This window comes from Aeromonas sp. 3P, from assembly GCF_051919745.1.
In the GTDB taxonomy this organism is placed as follows: domain Bacteria; phylum Pseudomonadota; class Gammaproteobacteria; order Enterobacterales; family Aeromonadaceae; genus Aeromonas; species Aeromonas veronii.
Map to the genome: position 1 here is coordinate 2,759,704 of NZ_JBQBED010000001.1, position 20,297 is coordinate 2,780,000.

The following is a 20,297-nucleotide window of genomic DNA, read 5'->3' on the forward strand; positions in this document are numbered from 1 at the left end:
ATGGCACGTACAGAAGCGGCCATGATAACAGAAGCGGTGGATCAGCTCACGACAGTGAGGTTCATCCCCTGACGGTTGAGAGCGAGGTAATCAATGAGATCGTCATAGGCCAGCGGGCGGCTGAGCAGATAACCCTGGGTGAAGGCGCACCCCTTCTGGCAGAGGAAGTTGAGCTGCTCGCGGGTCTCTACCCCCTCGATCACCACCTGCATGCCGAGGTTGTGCACTATGTTGATGATGCCATCGAGCAGCATCCGATCCTGCTCGTTGAAGGGGATATGGCGCACGAAGGAGCGGTCGATCTTGACCAGATCTACCGGGAAGGTGCGCAGATAGTTGAGGGCCGAGTAGCCGGTACCGAAATCGTCGATGGCCAGCTTGCAGCCCGCCTCGCGCAGGGCATCGATCCGCACTCTGTGCTGATCGCTGCTCTCCATCAGCAGAGATTCGGTGATTTCGATGACGATGTCGGCAGGATCGAGCCCGAAGTGCTGGATCACCTTGAGCCACTCGCTCGCCTCGGGGTCGATTGTCTGGAACTCCATGGTGGAGCGGTTGATCGACATCTGCAGATCCGGGAAACCGGACTGCTGTAATCGCGCCAGATCCCGGCACGATTGCCACAATACCAGCGCCCCCAGCCCCTGAATCAATCCCGCCTCTTCCGCCAGCGGAATAAACTCGGCAGGGGATACCTGCCCCCAGTGGGGGTGATACCAGCGCACCAGCGCCTCCAGCTTGGCGACCCGTCCGCTGCGATTGTCCCAGATGGGCTGGTAGGCCATGGTCAGCTGCTCCAGCTTGATCGCTTCGGCCAGATCCTGCTGCATCTGGTGGCGCTGGCGCACCTCTTCCCGCATGGATGAGCAGTAGGCACCGAGCAACCGTCCCTGTCGCTTGGCCGCAAACAGCGCCTGTTCGGCATTGCGCAGCAGCTCGTCGCTCTCGCTGCCATCGACCGGACAGAGAGTCATGCCGATGGTCGCGGTCACATAGAGATGCTGGTTGGCCAGCATAAAGGGGCGGGCGAAGCTGCCGATCACCTGCTTGGCAAACACCTCGGCCTGACGGCGGGTGACGATGCCGGGCACCAGGAACGCGAACTCGTCACCGCCGATGCGGGCCACCAAATCTTCGGTGCGCACCCGGCTCACCAGTCGATCCGACACCTCCCGCAACAGGGCATCGCCAGCATGGTGATCCATGCTGTTGTTGACCGCCTTGAAGTTGTTGAGGTCGAGCACCATGAGCGCGAAGCGCTCGCCCCGCTCGCAGAAGCGGGTGAGGCAGCGGCCAAACAGCCAGCGGTTGGGCAGGCTGGTGAGGTTGTCGTAGTTGGCCTGGGTCGCGATCTTCTGCTCGGCCACCTTGGTCTGGGAAAGATCGCTGAAAATGGCGATATATTGCTGAATTTTGCCGGCTTCGCGCAGGGTGCTGATCATCAGCTGCTGCGGATAGAGCTTGCCGTTCTTGCGCTTGTTCCACACCTCGCCACGCCACACCCCCACCCGCTCCAGCGCATGGTACATGTCGGCATAGAAGGTCTGATCGTGCAGCCCGGACTTGAGCATGCTGGGACGTTGGCCCCGCACCTCGTCGCTGCTGTAGCCGGTGATCTGCTCGAAGGCCGGGTTGACCGAGATGATGCGGCTGTCGGCATCGCACACCAGAATCGCTTCGGAGAGGTTGTCGTAGACCCGGTGGGAGAGCTTGAGCTGCTCCGCATGGCGCTTGAGGGGATCGATATTCTCCAGCAGCACCATCAGGTAGTCCGGCTGCTGCTGCTCGTCGCGGATCAGGGTGACAGTCACCCGCCCCCACAGGATCTCGCCCCCCTTGCAGAAGTAGCGCTTCTCCTGGGTGAAACTGCTGCGCTCGCCGCGCCGGATCTCTTCGTAGCACTCAAGGCTGCGCTGCCAATCCTCCGGGTGATTGATGTCGGAGATGGAGCGATGAAGCAGCTCGTCGAGGGGATAGCCCAGCATCTTCTCGATGGCCGGGTTGGCCCAGAGAATGCGGCCGGTGAGATCGAGCTTGCCGATCCCCACCGGGGCCTGAAACAGCATGCTCTGCAGCACATGGGGGGTATCAGGCAAGAGTTGCGGCAGCTGGCGTTGCAGCATCAGCGCCAGTTCGCGACCGGCCAGCGGCCCCAGCAACCGGAGCAGCCCCATCACCTTGGTCATATTGGCCTGAGGCTGACGATAGAGCAGGCAGCAGATACCTATGGTTTCGCCATCCGCATCCTTGAGGGCGATCCCGGCGTAGGCCTGGGCTTGCCACGCATCGGCAAGCGGCATCGCGGGGAACAGCTGCAACAGACGATCGCTGAACCAGGCTTCCCCCTCCTGCCAGGTAATGGCATCGGGAGAGTCAGTCAGTGGCAGCGTCAGGGTATCGGGGTCAAGAGAGGAGGGATGGGCAGCCTGAACCGTCAGATGGGTAGCATTTGATTCCCTGCTGGCGATCAGGACGACATCAGCCATCACAGCAGCGGCGATTTCACTCACAAAGGTATCGAAATATCCCTGGCCGCTCGAATGAGCCAGACTGGAGATGATTTGATAGACGGAATCGAGTGCTCGCCTCATGGCAAGTGGCTTTCTCTCCTTGAAGGTTAGAACACGACTCTACTGAAGAGCCGTGGGCAGTGCAAATATGCAATCAGCAAGATATTAAAAAGCCTTGAAAAAAGGGACCAAAAGGTTCCTTTTTGTCGCAGAAATCACGACTCGATCCCACTATGCCGCAAAACAGTGTACCTGCTTGAAGCTCACACAGGCTGCGGGTCAGGAATCTCAGGCAGCGATCCCGCTGTGTCGCAGCAGTGCATCCACCTTGGGCTCACGACCACGGAAGGCTCGGAACAGCTCCATCGGCTCCTTCGAGCCCCCCTTCTCCAGAATATTCTTCAGGAAGGATTGGCCGGTCGCCGGGTTGAAGATCCCCTCCTCCTCGAAGCGGGAGAAGGCATCGGCAGAGAGCACCTCGGCCCACTTGTAGCTGTAGTAGCCCGCCGCATAGCCGCCCGCAAAGATGTGGGAGAAGCTGTGCTGGAAGCGGTTGAACGCCGGTGGCGTCATCACGGCCACCTGACTGCGTACCTCGTCCAGCAGCGCTGGGAGCTGTGCCGGATTGGCCGGGTCAAACACCTGATGGAGACGGAAGTCGAACAGGGCGAACTCCAGCTGACGCAGCATCTGCATGGCCGCCTGGAAGTTGCGGGCGGTCAGCATCTTCTCCAGCAGATCGGCAGGCAGCGGCTCGCCGGTCTCGTAGTGGCCGGAGATAAAGGCCAGCGCCTCGGACTCCCAGCACCAGTTCTCGAGGAACTGGCTCGGCAGCTCCACCGCATCCCACGCCACGCCGTTGATACCGGCGACACCGGCCACATCGATGCGGGTCAGCATGTGGTGAATGCCGTGGCCAAACTCATGGAACAGGGTGACCACTTCGTTGTGGGTGAACAGCGCAGGCTTGCCATCCACCGGGCCGTTGAAGTTGCAGGTCAGGTAGGCCACCGGTTTTTGCAGCGAGCCATCCTGACGGTAGCGACGACCCAGACAGACATCCATCCAGGCCCCGCCCTGCTTGTGCTCGCGGGCATAGAGGTCTAGATAGAAGCTGCCGCGCAGCTCGTCGTCGGCATCGAAGATATCGTAGAAGCGCACGTCCGGGTGCCAGGTGTCGATGCCGAGGCGCTCGCGCACCTTCATGCCGAACACCCGCTTCACCACTTCGAACAACCCCTTCACCACCTTGCTGGCGGGGAAGTAGGGGCGCAGCTGCTCATCGGAGATGGAGAACTTGTGCTGCTTGAGCTTCTCGGCGTAGTAGGCGAGATCCCAGGCTGCCAGCTCGGTCTGACCATGCTGATCGGCGGCGAAGGCGCGGATCTCCTCCAGCTCGGCCTTGCCTTGTGGCAGGGATTTGGCCGCCAGATCGGTGAGGAAGCTCACCACCTGTTCGGTCTTGTCCGCCATCTTGGTGGCCAGGGAGAGCTCGGCATAGTTGGCGAACCCCAGCAACTGAGCCAGTTCGCGACGCAGGGTGAGCAGCTCGCTCATGATGGCGGAGTTGTCCCACTTGCCCGCATTGGGGCCCTGATCGGAGGCGCGAGTGGTGAAGGCTTCGTACATCTCGGCGCGCAGCTCGCGGTTGTCGGCATACATCATCACCGGCAGGTAGGAAGGGATATCCAGCGTGAACAGCCACCCCTCTTTGCCTTTAAGTTCAGCCATCTGACGGGCAGCGGCACGCACGCTGTCGGGCAGACCGGCCAGCTCGGCTTCATCGGCCACCAGCTTGTGCCAGCCCTGGGTTGCGTCCAGCACGTTGTTGCTGAAACGGGAGGCCAGCTCGGAGAGGCGGGCCTGAATTTCGCCGTAACGCTGCTGCGCCTCGGTAGGCAGACCGATACCGGAGAGGCGGAAGTCACGCAGGGTATTCTGGATCTCCTTGCGCTGGGCGCCGCTCAGCAGCGGGAAATCATCGCTCTGGGAGAGGGCCAGATAGGCCTGATAGAGCCCTTCATGCTGACCGACATAGGTCTGGAATTCGGAGAGCAGCGGCAGGCAGGCATCATGGGCCTCGCGCAGTGCTTCGCTGTTGAGTACGGAGTTGAGGTGGCTGACCGGTGACCAGATCCGTGACAGACGGTCATTTACCTCTTCCAGCGGGGCAATCAGGCTATCCCAGGTATGGGGATCACGCTGGGCCAGCACATCGCTGATCTTCTGCTTGCAGTCAGCAATCGCCTGAATCACGGCAGGCTGAACCTGCTCCGGCTTGATCTGGCTGAAAGGGGGCAGCGAATCCATTGTCAGCAAAGGGTTATTCATCCCGGTTACCTCTTGTTTGGTCTTGAACAGACCGCTTTAGCAGCTCTGTATGGCTTTCTAACATGTGGCCAAGCCACGCAATAATCAAGCGGGAATCCGCCGCAACCCTGTACTTTTCCAGCCATTGCGACCCGGATCTCTGCCGTTGCTGCAGTTTTGCCATCAACAGCCAGTAACAGGATGAATATGTGGGCCTTTTTTGGCTCTTATCGCTACTTTCAAGGGGCAAAAAGCCACCATTTACCGGCGCCACAGCTGCCAGCCAAGTACCGTCATGCTCAATCATGGAAACGAACAAAATGTGGTGGCTGTAATAAATTATCAATATTTTTCAGTTAATTAGAATCAAAACCAACTATTGATTAATTTATTTTCAAGCATCTATCATAGGCAACCTGCCATGCAGGTCACTTGATTCTCTGTGCTGCACAGAAATCGGGTGAAAAAGGCAAAGTGACCCGAAAGGGCGCGACGCAAAGCCACCGGTCTAAGGGAAAACACCTATGACAGCGGGGCTGCCCCCGGGGACGTCCGGTCACAACCGACGCCCCATTTGCACCGTACGGAGAGACGATGAACAAACTCAAATTATCCCTGCTTGGCTGCCTGCTCGGCATGGGCGCCCCCATGGCATATGCCACCAGTGCCGGTCAGGCGATGGTCAACCCCCAGTCCGGCGTAGTGGTCGGCTATTGGCACAACTGGTGTGACGGCTCGGGCTACAAGGGCGGTATCGCCCCCTGCGTCAAGCTCGATCAGGTCAACCCGCAATACAACGTGGTCGATGTTTCCTTCATGAAGGTCTATGGCAGCGATCCCATCCCCACCTTCAAACTCGACCCGGCCATCGGCATGAGCGAAAGCCAGTTTATCGAGCAGATCGCCGAGCTGAACCGTCAGGGCCGTGCCGTGCTGCTGGCGCTGGGCGGTGCCGATGCGCACATCGAGCTGCGCAAGGGTCAGGAGCAGGCCTTTGCCGACGAGATAATCCGTCTGGTGGAGACCTATGGCTTCGACGGGCTGGATATCGATCTGGAACAGGCCGCCATCACTGCCGCCGACAACCAGACCGTGATCCCGGCGGCCCTGCGTCTGGTCAAGGATCACTACCGCGCCCAGGGGAAAAACTTCCTCATCACCATGGCACCGGAGTTCCCCTATCTGACCCAGACTGGCGCCTACATCCCCTATATCCGCAATCTGGAAGGCTACTACGACTGGATCACCCCCCAGTTCTACAACCAGGGTGGCGACGGTATCTACATCGATGGCATCGGCTGGATTGCCCAGAACAACGATGCCCTGAAAGAAGAGTTCATCTACTACATGGCGGATTCGCTGAGCAACGGAACCCGCGGCTTCTACAAGATCCCCCATGACAAGCTGGTGTTCGGTATTCCGACCAACATTGACGCCGCCGCCACCGGCTATGTGCAGGATCCGCAGAAGCTCTACAACGCCTTCAACCGCCTGAAGAGCGAGGGGCAACCACTGCGCGGCGTGATGACCTGGTCCATCAACTGGGACATGGGCCGCAACGCAGCCGGTCAGTCCTACAACGAATCCTTCATCAAGAGCTACGGCCCCTTCATCCACGATCAGGAGATCACGCCGCCGGTCGACAACGGCAAGCCGGTGTTCAGCGGCCTGAGCGATACCCGCATCAAGCAGGGCACCACCTTTGATCCGCTGGCCGGTGTCAGCGCCAACGACAAGGAAGATGGCGACCTGACTGGCCAGATCCAGGTGGAAGGTTCGGTAGACAGCCAGCGCATCGGCCTCTACCCCCTCACCTACAAGGTGAGCGATCGCGACAACAACGTCACCGAGCAGGTACGCACCATCGAGGTCTACAGCATGAAGCCGGTGTTCAGCGGTGTCACCGACACCACGCTGGAGCTGGGTACCCCCTTCGATCCGATGACCGGCGTCAGCGCCCATGATGAAGAAGATGGCGACCTGACCGCCCAAATCAAGGTCAGCGGCAACGTCGACAGCAGCAAGGTCGGCCGCTACACCCTCACCTATCAGGTGAGCGACAGCGCCGGTCAGCAGGTAACCCAGCAGCGCAACGTGACCGTCAGGGAGCAGGGCGCCGTCTGTGAAAACAGCTGGGATGCCAAGAAGGTCTATGTGGGCGGCGACATCGTCAGCCACAACGGCAAGAACTGGCTGGCAGGCTGGTGGACCCAGAACGAAGAGCCGGGCACCACGGGTGACTGGGGCGTCTGGCGCGTACAGGGCGACAGCGACTGCGGCGGCACAACGCCACCCGCAGAAGGCAGCAGCGACTTCACCGTCAGCGCCATGGCGAGCGAGTACACCATAGTCAACGGTCAGGTCAGCATCCGCTTCAACGTGACCACCGCCAACCTGGTACAGGTCACCGCGACTCTGGAGCAGAGCGGCCACAGCCACGGTACCACCAGCAGCCAAGTGAACGGCACCAGCCCCCTGATACTGCAGGGCAGCAATGTCACCGATGGCAGCTACGACGTCGTGATCACCGGTCTGGCAGATGGCCAGCAGCCGGTGGTGCAGCGCTTCCCGGTTGCGCTGACCGAAGAGAGCAGCGGGGGGAGCGAAGGTGACTACCCGGCCTACGCCCCCAACACCAGCTATCAGGCCGGTGATCGGGTCAGCAATGCCGGTGGCAACTATGAGTGCAAACCCTGGCCCTACAGCGGCTGGTGTGGCGGCTCGACCAGCCACTATGCGCCGGGTACCGGCAGCCACTGGAGCGATGCCTGGACCAAGCTGTAATCATCCGCTCGTGACCAAAAGAGAGCCATAACGATAGAGGGGGAGCCATCGGCTCCCCCTCTCGTTTATCTCTTCAACCCGGCTTAACGGGCATCTTCCTTCAGCCACTGCGCTACGCGCTTGGCGAAGTAGGTGAGGATGCCATCGGCCCCGGCCCGCTTGAAGCAGAGTAGAGACTCCATGATGGTCTCCTTCTCTTTCAGCCAGCCGTTCTGGATCGCCGCCATGTGCATGGCGTACTCGCCGCTGACCTGATAGGCGAAAGTCGGCACGCCGAACTGATCCTTCACCTGACGAACCACGTCCAGATAGGGCATGCCCGGCTTGACCATCACGCTGTCGGCCCCTTCCTGAATATCCAGCGCCACTTCGTGCAGGGCTTCGTTGCTGTTGGCCGGATCCATCTGATAGGTGGCCTTGTTGCTCTTGCCGAGGTTGCCGGCAGAGCCAACCGCATCACGGAATGGGCCGTAGTAGCAGGAAGCGTACTTGGCGGAGTAGGCCATGATCTGGGTGTTGATGAAGCCATTCTCTTCCAGCGCAGCGCGGATGGCGCCGATGCGGCCATCCATCATGTCGGACGGCGCGACGATATCGACCCCGGCCTCGGCGTGGGAGAGCGCCTGCTTGATCAGGATCTCGGTGGTGATGTCGTTCAGCACATAGCCTTCGTCATCGATAATGCCGTCCTGACCGTGGGTGGTGAACGGGTCGAGTGCCACGTCGGTGATCACCCCGAGCTCCGGGAAGCGAGCCTTGAGGGCGCGCACGGTGCGCTGGGCCAGCCCGTTCGGGTTGTAGGCCTCTTCCGCCATCAGGCTCTTGCTCTCCAGCGGAGTGACCGGGAACAGGGCAATAGCAGGTACGCCCAGCTCCACCAGCTCGGCTGCTTCCTCCAGCAACAGATCGATGGAGAGACGCTCCACCCCCGGCATGGAGGGAACGGCTTCACGGCGATTCTCCCCCTCCAGCACGAACACCGGATAGATGAGATCGTTGACGGTCAGTACGTTCTCGCGCACCAGACGACGGCTGAAATCATGTTTGCGCAGACGGCGCAGGCGGCGGCCCGGAAAGGCGCCCGGAAGAGTTGTAGCCATGAATCACTCCTGGAGAGGAAGTTGGAAGAACGCGGCGGAGGTGGCCCGGGTATTGGCCAGCAAGGCCTCGGGCGCTTCACCACGACAGGCCGCCACCACCTGAGCGATGTGCGGCAAAAAAGCGGGTTCGTTGCGTTTCGGGCGCGGTTTCAGATCTCGCGGCACCAGATAGGGGGCATCGGTCTCGATCATCAGCCGACCGGCTGGAATGCGGGCCACCTGCTCGCGCAGCAGCTGGCCGCGGCGTTCGTCGCAGAGCCAGCCCGTCACCCCGATATGCAGCCCCAGCGCCAGACACTCGTCCAGCTCCTCATCGGAGCCGGTGAAGCAGTGCAGCACGGCTCCCAGTAGTTTCGGCAACCAGGGACGGAGGATCTCGATAAAACGGGCGTGGGCATCGCGGCAGTGGAGAAACACCGGCATCCCGAGCTCGGCGGCCAGTGCCAGCTGGGCGTCGAATACCGCATCCTGCACCGGACGGGGGGAGAAGTCGCGGTTGTAGTCGAGGCCGCACTCGCCAATAGCCACCACCTGCGGCAAGGCTGCCAGCTCGCGCAAGGCGGGCAGGGTCGCCTCATCGACACTCTTGGCATCGTGAGGGTGTACCCCGGCGGTGGAGAAGCAGTAGCCCGGCCAGCGGGCGGCCAACCCGGCGCTCTCGCGGCTACCAGCCAGATCGGTACCGGTGAGGATCAGCGCTTCCACTCCGGCGGCGCGGGCACGGGCAACCAGCTCAGGCTGTTCACCGGCGAACTGGCTGCTGGTCAGGTTTAAACCGATATCGATCATGGAATGAGACGTTCCGAACAAAAGGAATACATATCAGGTATTTGAAAACCATCTACCGAATGGGGTCTTACCATACGCCTCGAATGGGAGCATGAAAAGAGGAAGGGAGCCTAAGCTCCCCTCGTTCTGCTATTCCTGCGGACTTAGTCATCCTCTCGCCGTCCGGCAAACAGGTGACGAACAGAGCCTCAGCTCTCCACATCCGGTTGTTCCTGTTGCTCTTCATCCTCTTTCTTCACGTAGAAGCGGGCGAAGAACAGACCTATCTCCCACAGCGCCCACATCGGAATGGCGAGCAGGGTCTGGGAGAAGACATCAGGCGGCGTCAGCAGCATGCCGACCACAAACACCCCGACGACAACGTAGGGACGTTTCTCCTTCAGGTTTTGCGGTGTGGTCACGCCGGTCCAGCAGAGCAGTATGGTGGCCACCGGAATTTCGAACGCCACCCCGAACGCGAAGAACAGGGTCAGTACGAAGTCCAGATAGCTGGCGATGTCGGTCGCCACCGTCACCCCTGCGGGTGCTGTGCTGGTGAAGAAACCGAACACCAGCGGGAACACCACGTAGTAGGCGAACGCCATCCCCGCATAGAACAGCAGGGCACTGGAGACCACCAACGGCATGATCAGGCGCCGCTCATGCTGGTACAGACCGGGGGCGATAAAGGCCCAGGCCTGATAGAGCAGATAGGGGATCGCCACGAAGAAGGAGACCACCAGGGTCAGCTTGATCGGCGTCAGGAAGGGGGTCGCCACATCCGTCGCGATCATGCTGGTCCCTTCCGGCAGCTGGCTGAGCAGCGGCTGGGCCACAAAGTCGTAGATGTTGTTGGAGAAGTAGATCAGCGCCAGAAACACCACGAGGATGGCGGTAATGGAGCGCAGCAAACGGGTTCTCAGCTCAACCAGATGGCTGATCAGGGGTTGTTCGGCCTGACTCATGGCTTCACCTCCCCTTTTACTGCGGAGTCGCTGACCGGCACCGGCTCACTCTCCCGCTGGCTGTTGACCGGCGGCACGTCGTGGCTCAGCTGCACCGCAGGCTCCACCGGTGTGGCAGGCTCAGCCTGGACGACCGGCTCGGGGCGCGGCGGACGGATCTCGTTCTCCACCTGATAGGGGCGATTGACCGACTGGGCCGCCGCTTTGAGCTGTTCGATGGACTCCTGCAGCTCGGGGCTCAGGTTGCTCATCTGCAACTGTTCCGCCTTCTTGAGGTCGTTATGCAGCTCTTGCAACTTGAGCTCCTGCTCCAGCTCGGACTTGACCGAGTTCGCGGTCGAACGAATGAGGCGGATCCAGTGGGTAGCCGTACGGATGGCAACCGGCAGCCGCTCGGGCCCCAGTACCACCAGTGCTACCACACCGATAACGACCAGCTCCCAAAAACCGATATCGAACATGGCTTAGGCCTGGTCTTTGTCTTTCTGCTTGGCGGTCTCACTGCTCTGAGTGGCCGCTTCGTTCAGCTGTTTCGGGGGAAACTCGGCATCTTTCTGCTCGGCCTTGGCATCAGCCGGCTCGTCGGAGAGGGCTTTCTTGAACCCTTTGACCGCCGCGCCCAGATCACCGCCAATGCCGCGCAGTTTCTTGGTACCGAACAGCAGCACGACGATGACTGCAATGATCAACAATTGCCAAATACTGATACCACCCATGATTTTCTCTCCAGAACAGGCGCCTGACGGCGCGGTTGTTGATTAATGGGAACGGGTTCGCAACCAGCCGACCAGCCAGCAGAGGGCTGCACCGGCGAGACTGGCTTGTCCCCACTCAATGTGTTGTTTTTGGGTCAGCAAGAATACACCCGCCAATAGCAGGCTGGCTCCAACCCCTAAGAGGTAGCGGGCCTGCCCCTGCCGACGGCTGTGACGGCGGAACTCGGCAAACATCTGGTCGAAATGACGCTGCTGATGACGGGTCTGACGCAGAGTCTCATAGACCAGCTCCGGCAGCTCCGGCAGCTTCTCCGCCCAGAATGGCGCCTTCTCCTTGATGGCGTTCAATACCGATTTTGGCCCCACCTGTTCGTGCATCCAGTTCTCGAGGAACGGCTTGGCGGTCTGCCACAAATCGAGCTGCGGGTAGAGCTGACGCCCCAACCCTTCCACATAGAGCAGGGTCTTTTGCAGCAGCACCAGCTGCGGCTGCACCGTCATATGGAAGCGACGCGCGGTGTTGAACAGGTTGAGCAGCACGTGACCGAACGAAATTTCGGAGAGCGGCTTCTCGAAGATGGGCTCCAGCACGGTGCGGATGGCGAACTCGAACTCATCCACCTTGGTGTCTGCCGGTACCCAGCCCGACTCCACATGCAGCTCCGCTACCCGGCGATAGTCACGGTTGAAGAAGGCGAGGAAGTTCTCCGCCAGATAGCGTTTGTCTTCCCGATTGAGGGTACCGACGATACCGCAGTCGATGCCGATCCAGAGCGGGTTTTCCGGATGTTCGTAAGAGACGAAGATGTTGCCCGGGTGCATATCGGCATGGAAGAAGCTGTCGCGGAACACCTGGGTGAAGAAAACCTCTACCCCGCGCTCGGCCAGCAGCTTCATATTGGTGCCGTTGGCTTCCAGCGCCGGTATATCGGAGACCGGAATACCGTAGATGCGCTCCATCACCAGCACCTGCTCGCGGCAGAGGTCGGTGATGATTTCAGGCACATAGAGCGCCTCGGAGCCGGTGAAGTTGCGGCGTAGCTGGATGGCGTTGGCCGCTTCGCGCATCAGATTCAGCTCGTCGAGGATGGTCTTGCGATACTCCTCCACCACCTCGATGGGGCGCAGCCGCGCGCTCTGGGGCACGAAGCGGGCCACCAGACGGGCCAGCGCCTGCATCAACCGCAGGTCAGCCTCGATAACCGGCTCGATGTCGGGACGGATCACCTTGATGACGATCTCGCGGCCACTCTCCTTCAAGCGGGCGGTATGCACCTGGGCGATGGAAGCCGACGCCAGCGGCGTCTCGTCGAAGTCGTCAAACAGGGTTTCGATGGGACAACCCAGGCTCAGCTCGATCTGCTGGCGCGCCGCCTGACCACAGAAGGGGGGCACCCTGTCCTGCAGCAGGGCCAGCTCCTCGGCGATATCCGGCGGCAGCAGGTCGCGGCGGGTCGAGAGCATCTGGCCAAACTTGATGAAGATGGGGCCGAGAGCCTCGAAGGCGAGGCGGATGCGGGCACCGCGGCTGAGATCCGGTTGTTTGTTCTTGAGCCAGAACAGGGAGCGACGGGCCAGACGACCCAGCCAGGGTTGATAGCGGGCTGGCACCAGTTCGTCGATGCCCTGCTCCAGCAGGATGGTGATGATGCGATAGAGGCGTTTGAACTCCTTCGGGGTCATCAGGTCACCTGCTGTTCGAAGCGGGCCAGCCGCAGTTCGACGGCCTTGAGCTGCTGGGCCAGCACCTCGACGTCATCGTTGAAACTCGCCACTTCCAGCGGGCCGGGGGCGAGGCGGGCCTCTTCGGTCAGATATTCCGCCAGCTGGCTGCGGGTGCGGCACAGCTCGCGGCCGACCAGACGACGCGCCTGACGGGCACCGCTGAACAGGGTGTGGGCAACGACATCGCCGGTATAGCGCGACAGCTCCTCTTCCCAGTCGATATCCAGCTCGCCCAGCAGCACGCTGAATGCCTGTACCAGCTGGGGATCACCGCTCAGATCCAGCTTCTCCTCGCGGATATAGCGGGTCAGGGCGGAAGGGTCTTTCAGCAGACCGAGGGCGGTCAGGGAGAGACTGAGCACCGCATCGGCCTCCCCTTCATGCTGGGCCAGCACATCCAGCCGACGCTCGGAGAAGACAAACCAGAGCGGCTTGAGTTCACGCAGCTCCAGCTTGAGCACCTTGCCCACCAGTTTGCGCAGCCGCTCCGGGCTCTGTTTGTCCAGCACCAGCAACTGGTTGAGGCTGGTTTCGATCACCGCGGTGACCATGGCATCCATCGGCATAGGCAACCTTAAAACTTGTAACCGCGGTGCAGGGCGACCACACCCTGAGTCAGATTGAAGTACTCCACCTGCTCGAAACCGACATTTTCCATCATGCCAGCCAGGGTTTGCTGATCCGGGTGCATACGGATGGACTCTGCCAGATATTTGTAGCTTTCACTGTCGTTCGCGACGATTTCGCCCATTTTCGGCAGCAGTTTGAAGGAGTAGAGGTCATAGAGCTTGGCGATCACTTCGCTGACCGGCTTGGAGAACTCCAGCACCAGCAGACGGCCACCCGGCTTGAGCACCCGGAACATGGAGGCGAGCGCCTTGTCCTTGTCGGTGACGTTGCGCAGACCGAAGCCGATGGTAATCACGTCGAAATGGTTATCCGGGAAGGGGAGCGCCTCGGCATTGGCCTGCACGTAGGAGACGTTGTTGGCGACCCCCAGATTGCGCAGCTTGTCGCGGCCCACTTTCAGCATGGAGTCGTTGATATCCGCCAGCACCACCTGACCGGTCTCGCCGACGATGCGGGAAAACTTGGCGGTCAAGTCACCGGTACCACCGGCCAGATCCAGCACCTTCTGGCCCTTGCGCACACCGGAACAGTCGATGGTGAAGCGCTTCCACAGGCGGTGGATGCCGAACGACATCAGATCGTTCATCAGATCATACTTGGCTGCCACCGAATGGAAGACACCTGCTACCAGAGTTTCCTTCTCGGTCGCGGCCACGGTTTTAAAGCCAAAATGCGTTGTCGTTGCTTGTTCTGACATCCCTTAAACACCCATAGAGCAAAGAATGGCCGCCAGTTTACCAGAGCCACTGGCGTCCGGACACCTTAAACCCGGCTCGCAACCAACTGCATGCCCAGCACCACCATGGCCAGACAGAGGAAGAGATTGAGACCGATATTGAGCAGCGCTTTCAGATAGGCCCCATGTTGAGCCAGCACTACCGTATCGAGGGCAAAGGAAGAGAAAGTAGTCAGGGCACCGAGGATCCCCACCATCAGCAGCGGCTTCATCGGGTGTTCTACCACATGACCATGACTGATGAGGGCGAACGCCACCCCCATGATGAAAGAGCCCACCACGTTGACCACCAGAGTCCCGTAAGGAAAGTGGCGCCCCAGCAGCAAGGCCATCAGTTCGGCAATCCCAAAACGAAGGCAGGCGCCGATGGCGCCCCCTGCAGCAACATAGAACCAGGTTTGCATGGTGTCACTCCCTCAGGGTCAGGCCGCCATTATGTCGCAATGGCGGCCCTTGTGCCCAGAGGCGGAACTAATCGTCATCCAGCCTGATTGAAATCTCAGCGGCGAAAATCGATGGGCTCTGGCTGACCCAGCACGATCTCGGTCTGGGCCGGGCGGGTCTGGGCAATCACCTTGCCGTGGCGGATCGAGTAACGCACCGGCACCTGACGGCGCACCGCATCGAAGCCATTCTCGGCAGGCAGGATCAACAGGTTGGCCGGTTTGCCCACCTCGATGCCATAGCGATCCTGCACGTTCAGGGTGCGGGCGCTGTGGCTGCTGATCAGCTTCAAGCCGTCGTTGATCTGCTCGTAGCCCATGATCTGGCAGACATGCAGCCCCATGTGCAGCACCTGCAACATGTTGGCAGTGCCCATGGGGTACCAGGGATCGAACACGTCGTCGTGACCGAAGCAGACGTTGATGTTCGCCTCCAGCATCTCCTTCACCCGGGTAATACCGCGGCGTTTGGGATAGGTATCGAACCGCCCCTGCAGGTGAATGTTCACCAGCGGATTGGCCACGAAGTTGATGTCTGCCATCTTGAGCAACCGGAACAGGCGGGAAGCATAAGCGCCGTTGTAGGAGTGCATGGCGGTGGTGTGACTGGCCGTCACCCGATGGCCGATACCTCGCTCGTAGGCCAGGGTTGCCAACGTCTCGATAAAGCGGGACTGCTCGTCATCGATCTCGTCGCAGTGCACATCGACCAGAACCTGATACTTCTCGGCAAGATCGAAGATGTAATGCAGACTTTCGACCCCATATTCCCGGGTAAACTCGAAATGGGGAATAGCACCGATCACATCGGCCCCCAGCTTGAGCGCCTCCTCCAGCAGTGCCTTGCCATTCGGGTAGGAGAGGATCCCCTCCTGCGGGAAGGCAACGATCTGCAGCTCCACCCACTCCTTCATCTCCTCCCGCACCTCCAGCATCGCCTTGAGCGCCACCAGATTGGGATCGGAGACATCGACGTGAGTACGGACAAACTGGATGCCGTTGGCGATCTGCCACTTCAGCGTCTGGATGGCGCGCTGTTTCACATCCTCATGGGTCAGCAGCGCCTTGCGTTCGGCCCAGCGCTCGATCCCCTCAAACAGGGTGCCGGAGAGGTTCCAGCTCGGCTCACCCGCCGTCTGGGTGGTATCGAGGTGAATGTGGGGTTCAATAAAGGGGGGGATCGCCAGACCGCCCTCCCCGTCCAGCACCCGACCGGCGACGGCATGCTCGCCATGGGGTTCGATGGCGGTGATGACCCCATCCTGACAGCGGATCTGCCACAACCCTTCCCGATCGGCCAAACGAATATGTTGAATCAGCATTTGTTAGCTTCCTGTACCAGAACCGGCCGCTGGGTGAGGCGAACCAGAATGAAATAGGTGAAGGCGGCGCCCAATACCGCGTTGAGTGGCACTATGCCCGGCAGCCACTTGCCGACAGCCACCCCGACTGCCGTAGCGACCAGCGCCTGCCAGCGCACCGTCTCGAACTGCTGATCGGCAAATTGACGGTAACGCTCACGATTGAGCAGGAAATCCATGATGATAATGCCACCGATCGGCGGAATTGCCGTACTCAAAAAGGCCAGCCAGCCGACAAAGTTGTTGTAAAGCCAGAGGGCGCAAGCCGTACCGATGAGGCCGTTGATCACGCTGAGGGGCTTGCTCTTGAGACCGGTAATGTTGGCAAAACCGAGGCCGGAGGCGTAGAGAGCGTTGTCGTTGGTGGTCCAGATATTGAGGCCCAACACCAGGATGGCGGGGATCAACAGTCCCTGCATCAGCATCACTTCCGAGATATCGGCCTGACCGGTCACGGCCGCACCGGCTGCGCCGAAGACGAACATTAGCGTGTTGCCCAAAAAAAACGCCACCATGGTAATCATGACGGCGCCCCAGGGTTTGCGACCAAATCGGACAAAGTCGGCGGTCAGGGTTCCTGCACTGATAAAGGAACCGACCACCATGGTCAACGCCGTGGTGAACTCGATGGGATTGCTTGGTTGTACCTGCTGCAGTGCAGCCATGCCACCGGTCGAGGTCACCGCCAGCCAGACCGAGTAGCCGCCAAGCAGTGCAATGGCCGGTACGGCCACAAAGCTCAGCACCATCAGGGCGGAGATGCCGAAGTAGACGGTCACCGTCATCAAAATGCCCGAAATGGCGATCAGCCAGTTCACATCTATGCCGGTCGCCTTCTGCACCGGCAGGGCAAACATCGCCACGCCAACGCCAAACCAGCCGACCTGAGTACCGCCGAGCAGCAGGGATGGCAGCCAGGAACCTTTCACCCCAAAGGAGTAACGAGCCAGCAGATGGGTAGAGAGACCGGTTGAGGCACCGATATAACCGAGACAGGCTGTGTAGATACCCAGCAGCAAGTTGCCGAGCAGTACCGCCTTGATGAAGTCATCGAACACCAGCCCGGTGCCCAGCGCACCACCGGTCCACATGCTGGCAGAGAAGAAGGTCAGGCCTAGCATCACCAGCATCAGCGACAGCACACCTTTGCGCCCTTTGGCGGGTACCGCCCCCAAACAGTATTCGTTATCCTGCGCCATGCTCTCTCTCCACGTAATAGGCAAAACGCGCCGGATTTTACATGTAAAACGTTTTACGTCAATCAATCATGGTTAAATCTATGGATAAAACCATCAATAGCAGTCAAATGAGTAACACATTAGGACTCAAACCAGCAGATAAACAGTGTCGGCTGCAAGCAGAAGGGGGTTCGGGAATAGGGAATGTAAGGGGATATCAAAAAATGACGGATGCAAAAAAGCCTCCCTTTTCAGGGAGGCTTTCTATTTAATGGTGCTGATACCCAGAATCGAACTGGGGACCTCATCCTTACCAAGGATGCGCTCTACCGACTGAGCCATATCAGCACACTAACCGGTAAAGACCACGCTGGGCGTAATCTTGAAATTGGGTGCCTGGCAGTGTCCTACTCTCGCATGGCGAATGCCACACTACCATCGGCGCTACCGCGTTTCACTTCTGAGTTCGGCATGGGATCAGGTGGTTCCACGGCGCTATGGCCGCCAGGCAAATTCTTAATCCAGAAAGCTGACGTGAGTAGTGATGTTGCGCTTGGCTTGTCACTATCACTGAATTTGAGTAGTTCGTTCTATTTGCTACAAGCCTTAGAACACTTCTTGGGTGTTGTATGGTTAAGCCTCACGGGTAATTAGTATGGGTTAGCTCAACACGTCGCCGCGCTTACACACCCCACCTATCAACGTTGTGGTCTCCAACGGCCCTTTAGGACCCTCAAGGGGTCAGGGATGACTCATCTCAGGGCTCGCTTCCCGCTTAGATGCTTTCAGCGGTTATCGATTCCGAACTTAGCTACCGGGCAGTGCCACTGGCGTGACAACCCGAACACCAGAGGTTCGTTCACTCCGGTCCTCTCGTACTAGGAGCAACTCCCTTCAATCATCCAACGCCCACGGCAGATAGGGACCGAACTGTCTCACGACGTTCTGAACCCAGCTCGCGTACCACTTTAAATGGCGAACAGCCATACCCTTGGGACCGACTTCAGCCCCAGGATGTGATGAGCCGACATCGAGGTGCCAAACACCGCCGTCGATATGAACTCTTGGGCGGTATCAGCCTGTTATCCCCGGAGTACCTTTTATCCGTTGAGCGATGGCCCTTCCATTCAGAACCACCGGATCACTATGACCTACTTTCGTACCTGCTCGACCTGTCCGTCTCGCAGTTAAGCTGGCTTATGCCATTGCACTAACCTCCTGATGTCCGACCAGGATTAGCCAACCTTCGTGCTCCTCCGTTACTCTTTGGGAGGAGACCGCCCCAGTCAAACTACCCACCAGGCACTGTCCGCGAGCCCGATTCAGGGCCCTGCGTTAGAACATCAAACATACAAGGGTGGTATTTCAAGGACGGCTCCAGCGCAACTGGCGTCACGCCTTCAAAGCCTCCCACCTATCCTACACATGTAGGTTCAATGTTCAGTGCCAAGCTGTAGTAAAGGTTCACGGGGTCTTTCCGTCTAGCCGCGGGTACACCGCATCTTCACGGCGAATTCGATTTCACTGAGTCTCGGGTGGAGACAGCATGGCCATGGTTACACCATTCGTGCAGGTCGGAACTTACCCGACAAGGAATTTCGCTACCTTAGGACCGTTATAGTTACGGCCGCCGTTTACCGGGGCTTCGATCAAGAGCTTCGCTTGCGCTAACCCCATCAATTAACCTTCCGGCACCGGGCAGGTGTCACACCCTATACGTCCACTTTCGTGTTTGCAGAGTGCTGTGTTTTTGATAAACAGTCCCAGCCATCTGGTCACTGCGACTCCCAACTGCTCCATCCGCAAGGGACTTCACTGTCAAGAGCGAACCTTCTCCCGAAGTTACGGTTCTATTTTGCCTAGTTCCTTCACCCGAGTTCTCTCAAGCGCCTTGGTATTCTCTACCCGACCACCTGTGTCGGTTTGGGGTACGATGACTTGTAATCTGAAGCTTAGAGGCTTTTCCTGGAAGCAGGGCATCAATGGCTTCCACACCGTAGTGTGTTCGTCTCGTGTCTCAGTGTTGTGTCTCCGGATTTGCCTAGAAACACCACCTACGCACTTTCACCAGGACAACCGTCGCCTGGCCCACCTAGCCTTCTCCGTCCCCCCATCGCAATTACAAGTCGTGCAGGAATATTAACCTGCTTCCCATCGACTACGCCTTTCGGCCTCGCCTTAGGGGTCGACTCACCCTGCCCCGATTAACGTTGGACAGGAACCCTTGGTCTTCCGGCGAGGAGGCTTTTCACCCCCTTTATCGTTACTTACGTCAGCATTCGCACTTCTGATATCTCCAGCATACCTCTCGATACACCTTCGCAGACTTACAGAACGCTCCCCTACCACTCACACATAAGTGTGAATCCGCGGCTTCGGTGCCTGGTTTGAGCCCCGTTACATCTTCCGCGCAGGCCGACTCGACTAGTGAGCTATTACGCTTTCTTTAAATGATGGCTGCTTCTAAGCCAACATCCTAGCTGTCTGAGCCTTCCCACATCGTTTCCCACTTAACCAGAACTTTGGGACCTTAGCCGGCGGTCTGGGTTGTTTCCCTCTTCACGACGGACGTTAGCACCCGCCGTGTGTCTCCCGGATATTACTTACTGGTATTCGGAGTTTGCATGGGGTTGGTAAGTCGGGATGACCCCCTAGCCCAAACAGTGCTCTACCCCCAGTAGTATTCGTCCGAGGCGCTACCTAAATAGCTTTCGGGGAGAACCAGCTATCTCCGAGTTTGATTGGCCTTTCACCCCCAGCCACAGGTCATCCCCTAACTTTGCAACGTTAGTGGGTTCGGTCCTCCAGTTGATGTTACTCAACCTTCAACCTGCCCATGGCTAGATCACCCGGTTTCGGGTCTACACCTTGCAACTAGACGCCCAGTTAAGACTCGGTTTCCCTACGGCTCCCCTATACGGTTAACCTCGCTACAAAATGTAAGTCGCTGACCCATTATACAAAAGGTACGCAGTCACCCCGAAGGGCTCCCACTGCTTGTACGTACACGGTTTCAGGTTCTATTTCACTCCCCTCACAGGGGTTCTTTTCGCCTTTCCCTCACGGTACTG

15 protein-coding genes, 1 tRNA gene, 2 rRNA genes and 1 riboswitch (1 of these 19 running past the window's edge) are annotated in these 20,297 nt (G+C 59.2%); of the genes, 2 read left to right on the top strand and 16 right to left on the bottom strand.

Annotation, left to right across the window (positions count from 1 at the left end; translation table 11 throughout):
* Window positions 1-41: 41 nt before the first annotated feature.
* A complete protein-coding gene (locus ACTG19_RS12665; protein WP_113740665.1) occupies window positions 42-2,591 on the bottom strand; it encodes a putative bifunctional diguanylate cyclase/phosphodiesterase in 2,550 nt (849 codons plus the stop codon).
* Window positions 2,592-2,798: 207 nt separating this feature from the next.
* Window positions 2,799-4,841 (bottom strand): oligopeptidase A, encoded by a 2,043-nt coding sequence (prlC, locus tag ACTG19_RS12670; protein ID WP_439989130.1) that lies wholly within the window; start codon window positions 4,839-4,841, stop codon window positions 2,799-2,801.
* Between the two features lie 437 nt (window positions 4,842-5,278).
* Window positions 5,279-5,364: riboswitch (cyclic di-GMP riboswitch) on the top strand.
* Window positions 5,365-5,414: 50 nt separating this feature from the next.
* Here prlC and ACTG19_RS12675 point away from each other — a divergent pair.
* Entirely contained in the window at window positions 5,415-7,604 is a 2,190-nt protein-coding gene (locus ACTG19_RS12675; protein WP_439989131.1) for an immunoglobulin-like domain-containing protein, read from the top strand.
* 83 nt (window positions 7,605-7,687) lie between these two features.
* On the opposite strand, the gene hemB is transcribed toward ACTG19_RS12675, so the two are convergent.
* The 11 genes from hemB to codB all read right to left on the bottom strand — a co-directional run bounded on the left by hemB (window position 7,688) and on the right by codB (window position 17,247).
* Entirely contained in the window at window positions 7,688-8,704 is a 1,017-nt protein-coding gene (hemB, locus tag ACTG19_RS12680; RefSeq protein WP_005357271.1) for a porphobilinogen synthase, read from the bottom strand.
* A 3-nt stretch (window positions 8,705-8,707) separates the two neighbouring features.
* Window positions 8,708-9,493, bottom strand: a complete 786-nt coding sequence (locus tag ACTG19_RS12685; RefSeq protein WP_439989132.1) for a TatD family hydrolase — start codon at window positions 9,491-9,493, stop codon at window positions 8,708-8,710.
* Window positions 9,494-9,681: 188 nt separating this feature from the next.
* Window positions 9,682-10,437: a twin-arginine translocase subunit TatC gene (gene tatC, locus ACTG19_RS12690; RefSeq protein WP_005342401.1), complete on the bottom strand. Its 756-nt coding sequence runs from the start codon at window positions 10,435-10,437 to the stop codon at window positions 9,682-9,684.
* Window positions 10,434-10,898 (bottom strand): Sec-independent protein translocase protein TatB, encoded by a 465-nt coding sequence (gene tatB / locus ACTG19_RS12695; RefSeq protein WP_113740661.1) that lies wholly within the window; start codon window positions 10,896-10,898, stop codon window positions 10,434-10,436. Before tatB ends, tatC begins: the two co-directional genes overlap by 4 nt.
* A gap of 3 nt (window positions 10,899-10,901) precedes the next feature.
* Window positions 10,902-11,153, bottom strand: a complete 252-nt coding sequence (gene tatA / locus ACTG19_RS12700; RefSeq protein ID WP_005339385.1) for a Sec-independent protein translocase subunit TatA — start codon at window positions 11,151-11,153, stop codon at window positions 10,902-10,904.
* 42 nt (window positions 11,154-11,195) lie between these two features.
* Window positions 11,196-12,836 (bottom strand): ubiquinone biosynthesis regulatory protein kinase UbiB, encoded by a 1,641-nt coding sequence (gene ubiB, locus ACTG19_RS12705; RefSeq protein WP_323894083.1) that lies wholly within the window; start codon window positions 12,834-12,836, stop codon window positions 11,196-11,198.
* Window positions 12,836-13,444, bottom strand: coding sequence for a ubiquinone biosynthesis accessory factor UbiJ (locus tag ACTG19_RS12710; RefSeq protein WP_323894085.1), 609 nt, complete (start codon window positions 13,442-13,444; stop codon window positions 12,836-12,838). The genes ubiB and ACTG19_RS12710 overlap by 1 nt, the downstream gene beginning before the upstream one ends.
* A gap of 8 nt (window positions 13,445-13,452) precedes the next feature.
* Window positions 13,453-14,205, bottom strand: coding sequence for a bifunctional demethylmenaquinone methyltransferase/2-methoxy-6-polyprenyl-1,4-benzoquinol methylase UbiE (gene ubiE / locus ACTG19_RS12715; RefSeq protein WP_005342396.1), 753 nt, complete (start codon window positions 14,203-14,205; stop codon window positions 13,453-13,455).
* Between the two features lie 65 nt (window positions 14,206-14,270).
* A complete protein-coding gene (gene crcB, locus ACTG19_RS12720; RefSeq protein ID WP_005339378.1) occupies window positions 14,271-14,648 on the bottom strand; it encodes a fluoride efflux transporter CrcB in 378 nt (125 codons plus the stop codon).
* Window positions 14,649-14,743: 95 nt separating this feature from the next.
* A complete protein-coding gene (locus ACTG19_RS12725) occupies window positions 14,744-16,009 on the bottom strand; it encodes a cytosine deaminase (protein ID WP_439989133.1) in 1,266 nt (421 codons plus the stop codon).
* Window positions 16,003-17,247 carry a cytosine permease gene (codB, locus tag ACTG19_RS12730; RefSeq protein WP_069556499.1) on the bottom strand — a complete coding sequence of 415 codons (1,245 nt, stop codon included), beginning with the start codon at window positions 17,245-17,247 and terminating at the stop codon, window positions 16,003-16,005. The genes ACTG19_RS12725 and codB overlap by 7 nt, the downstream gene beginning before the upstream one ends.
* Before the next feature lie 80 nt (window positions 17,248-17,327).
* On the opposite strand from codB, the gene ACTG19_RS12735 reads away from it, so the two are divergent.
* Complete coding sequence (locus ACTG19_RS12735) at window positions 17,328-17,498, top strand: hypothetical protein (protein WP_162628472.1); 171 nt, start codon at window positions 17,328-17,330, stop codon at window positions 17,496-17,498.
* Here ACTG19_RS12735 and ACTG19_RS12740 read toward each other — a convergent pair.
* From ACTG19_RS12740 to ACTG19_RS12750, 3 genes are all read right to left on the bottom strand, one after another.
* Window positions 17,499-17,574 (bottom strand) — tRNA-Thr (locus ACTG19_RS12740).
* Window positions 17,575-17,620: 46 nt separating this feature from the next.
* A 5S ribosomal RNA gene (gene rrf, locus ACTG19_RS12745) occupies window positions 17,621-17,735 on the bottom strand.
* Between the two features lie 120 nt (window positions 17,736-17,855).
* A 23S ribosomal RNA gene (locus tag ACTG19_RS12750) occupies window positions 17,856-20,297 on the bottom strand (it continues 448 nt past the right edge of the window).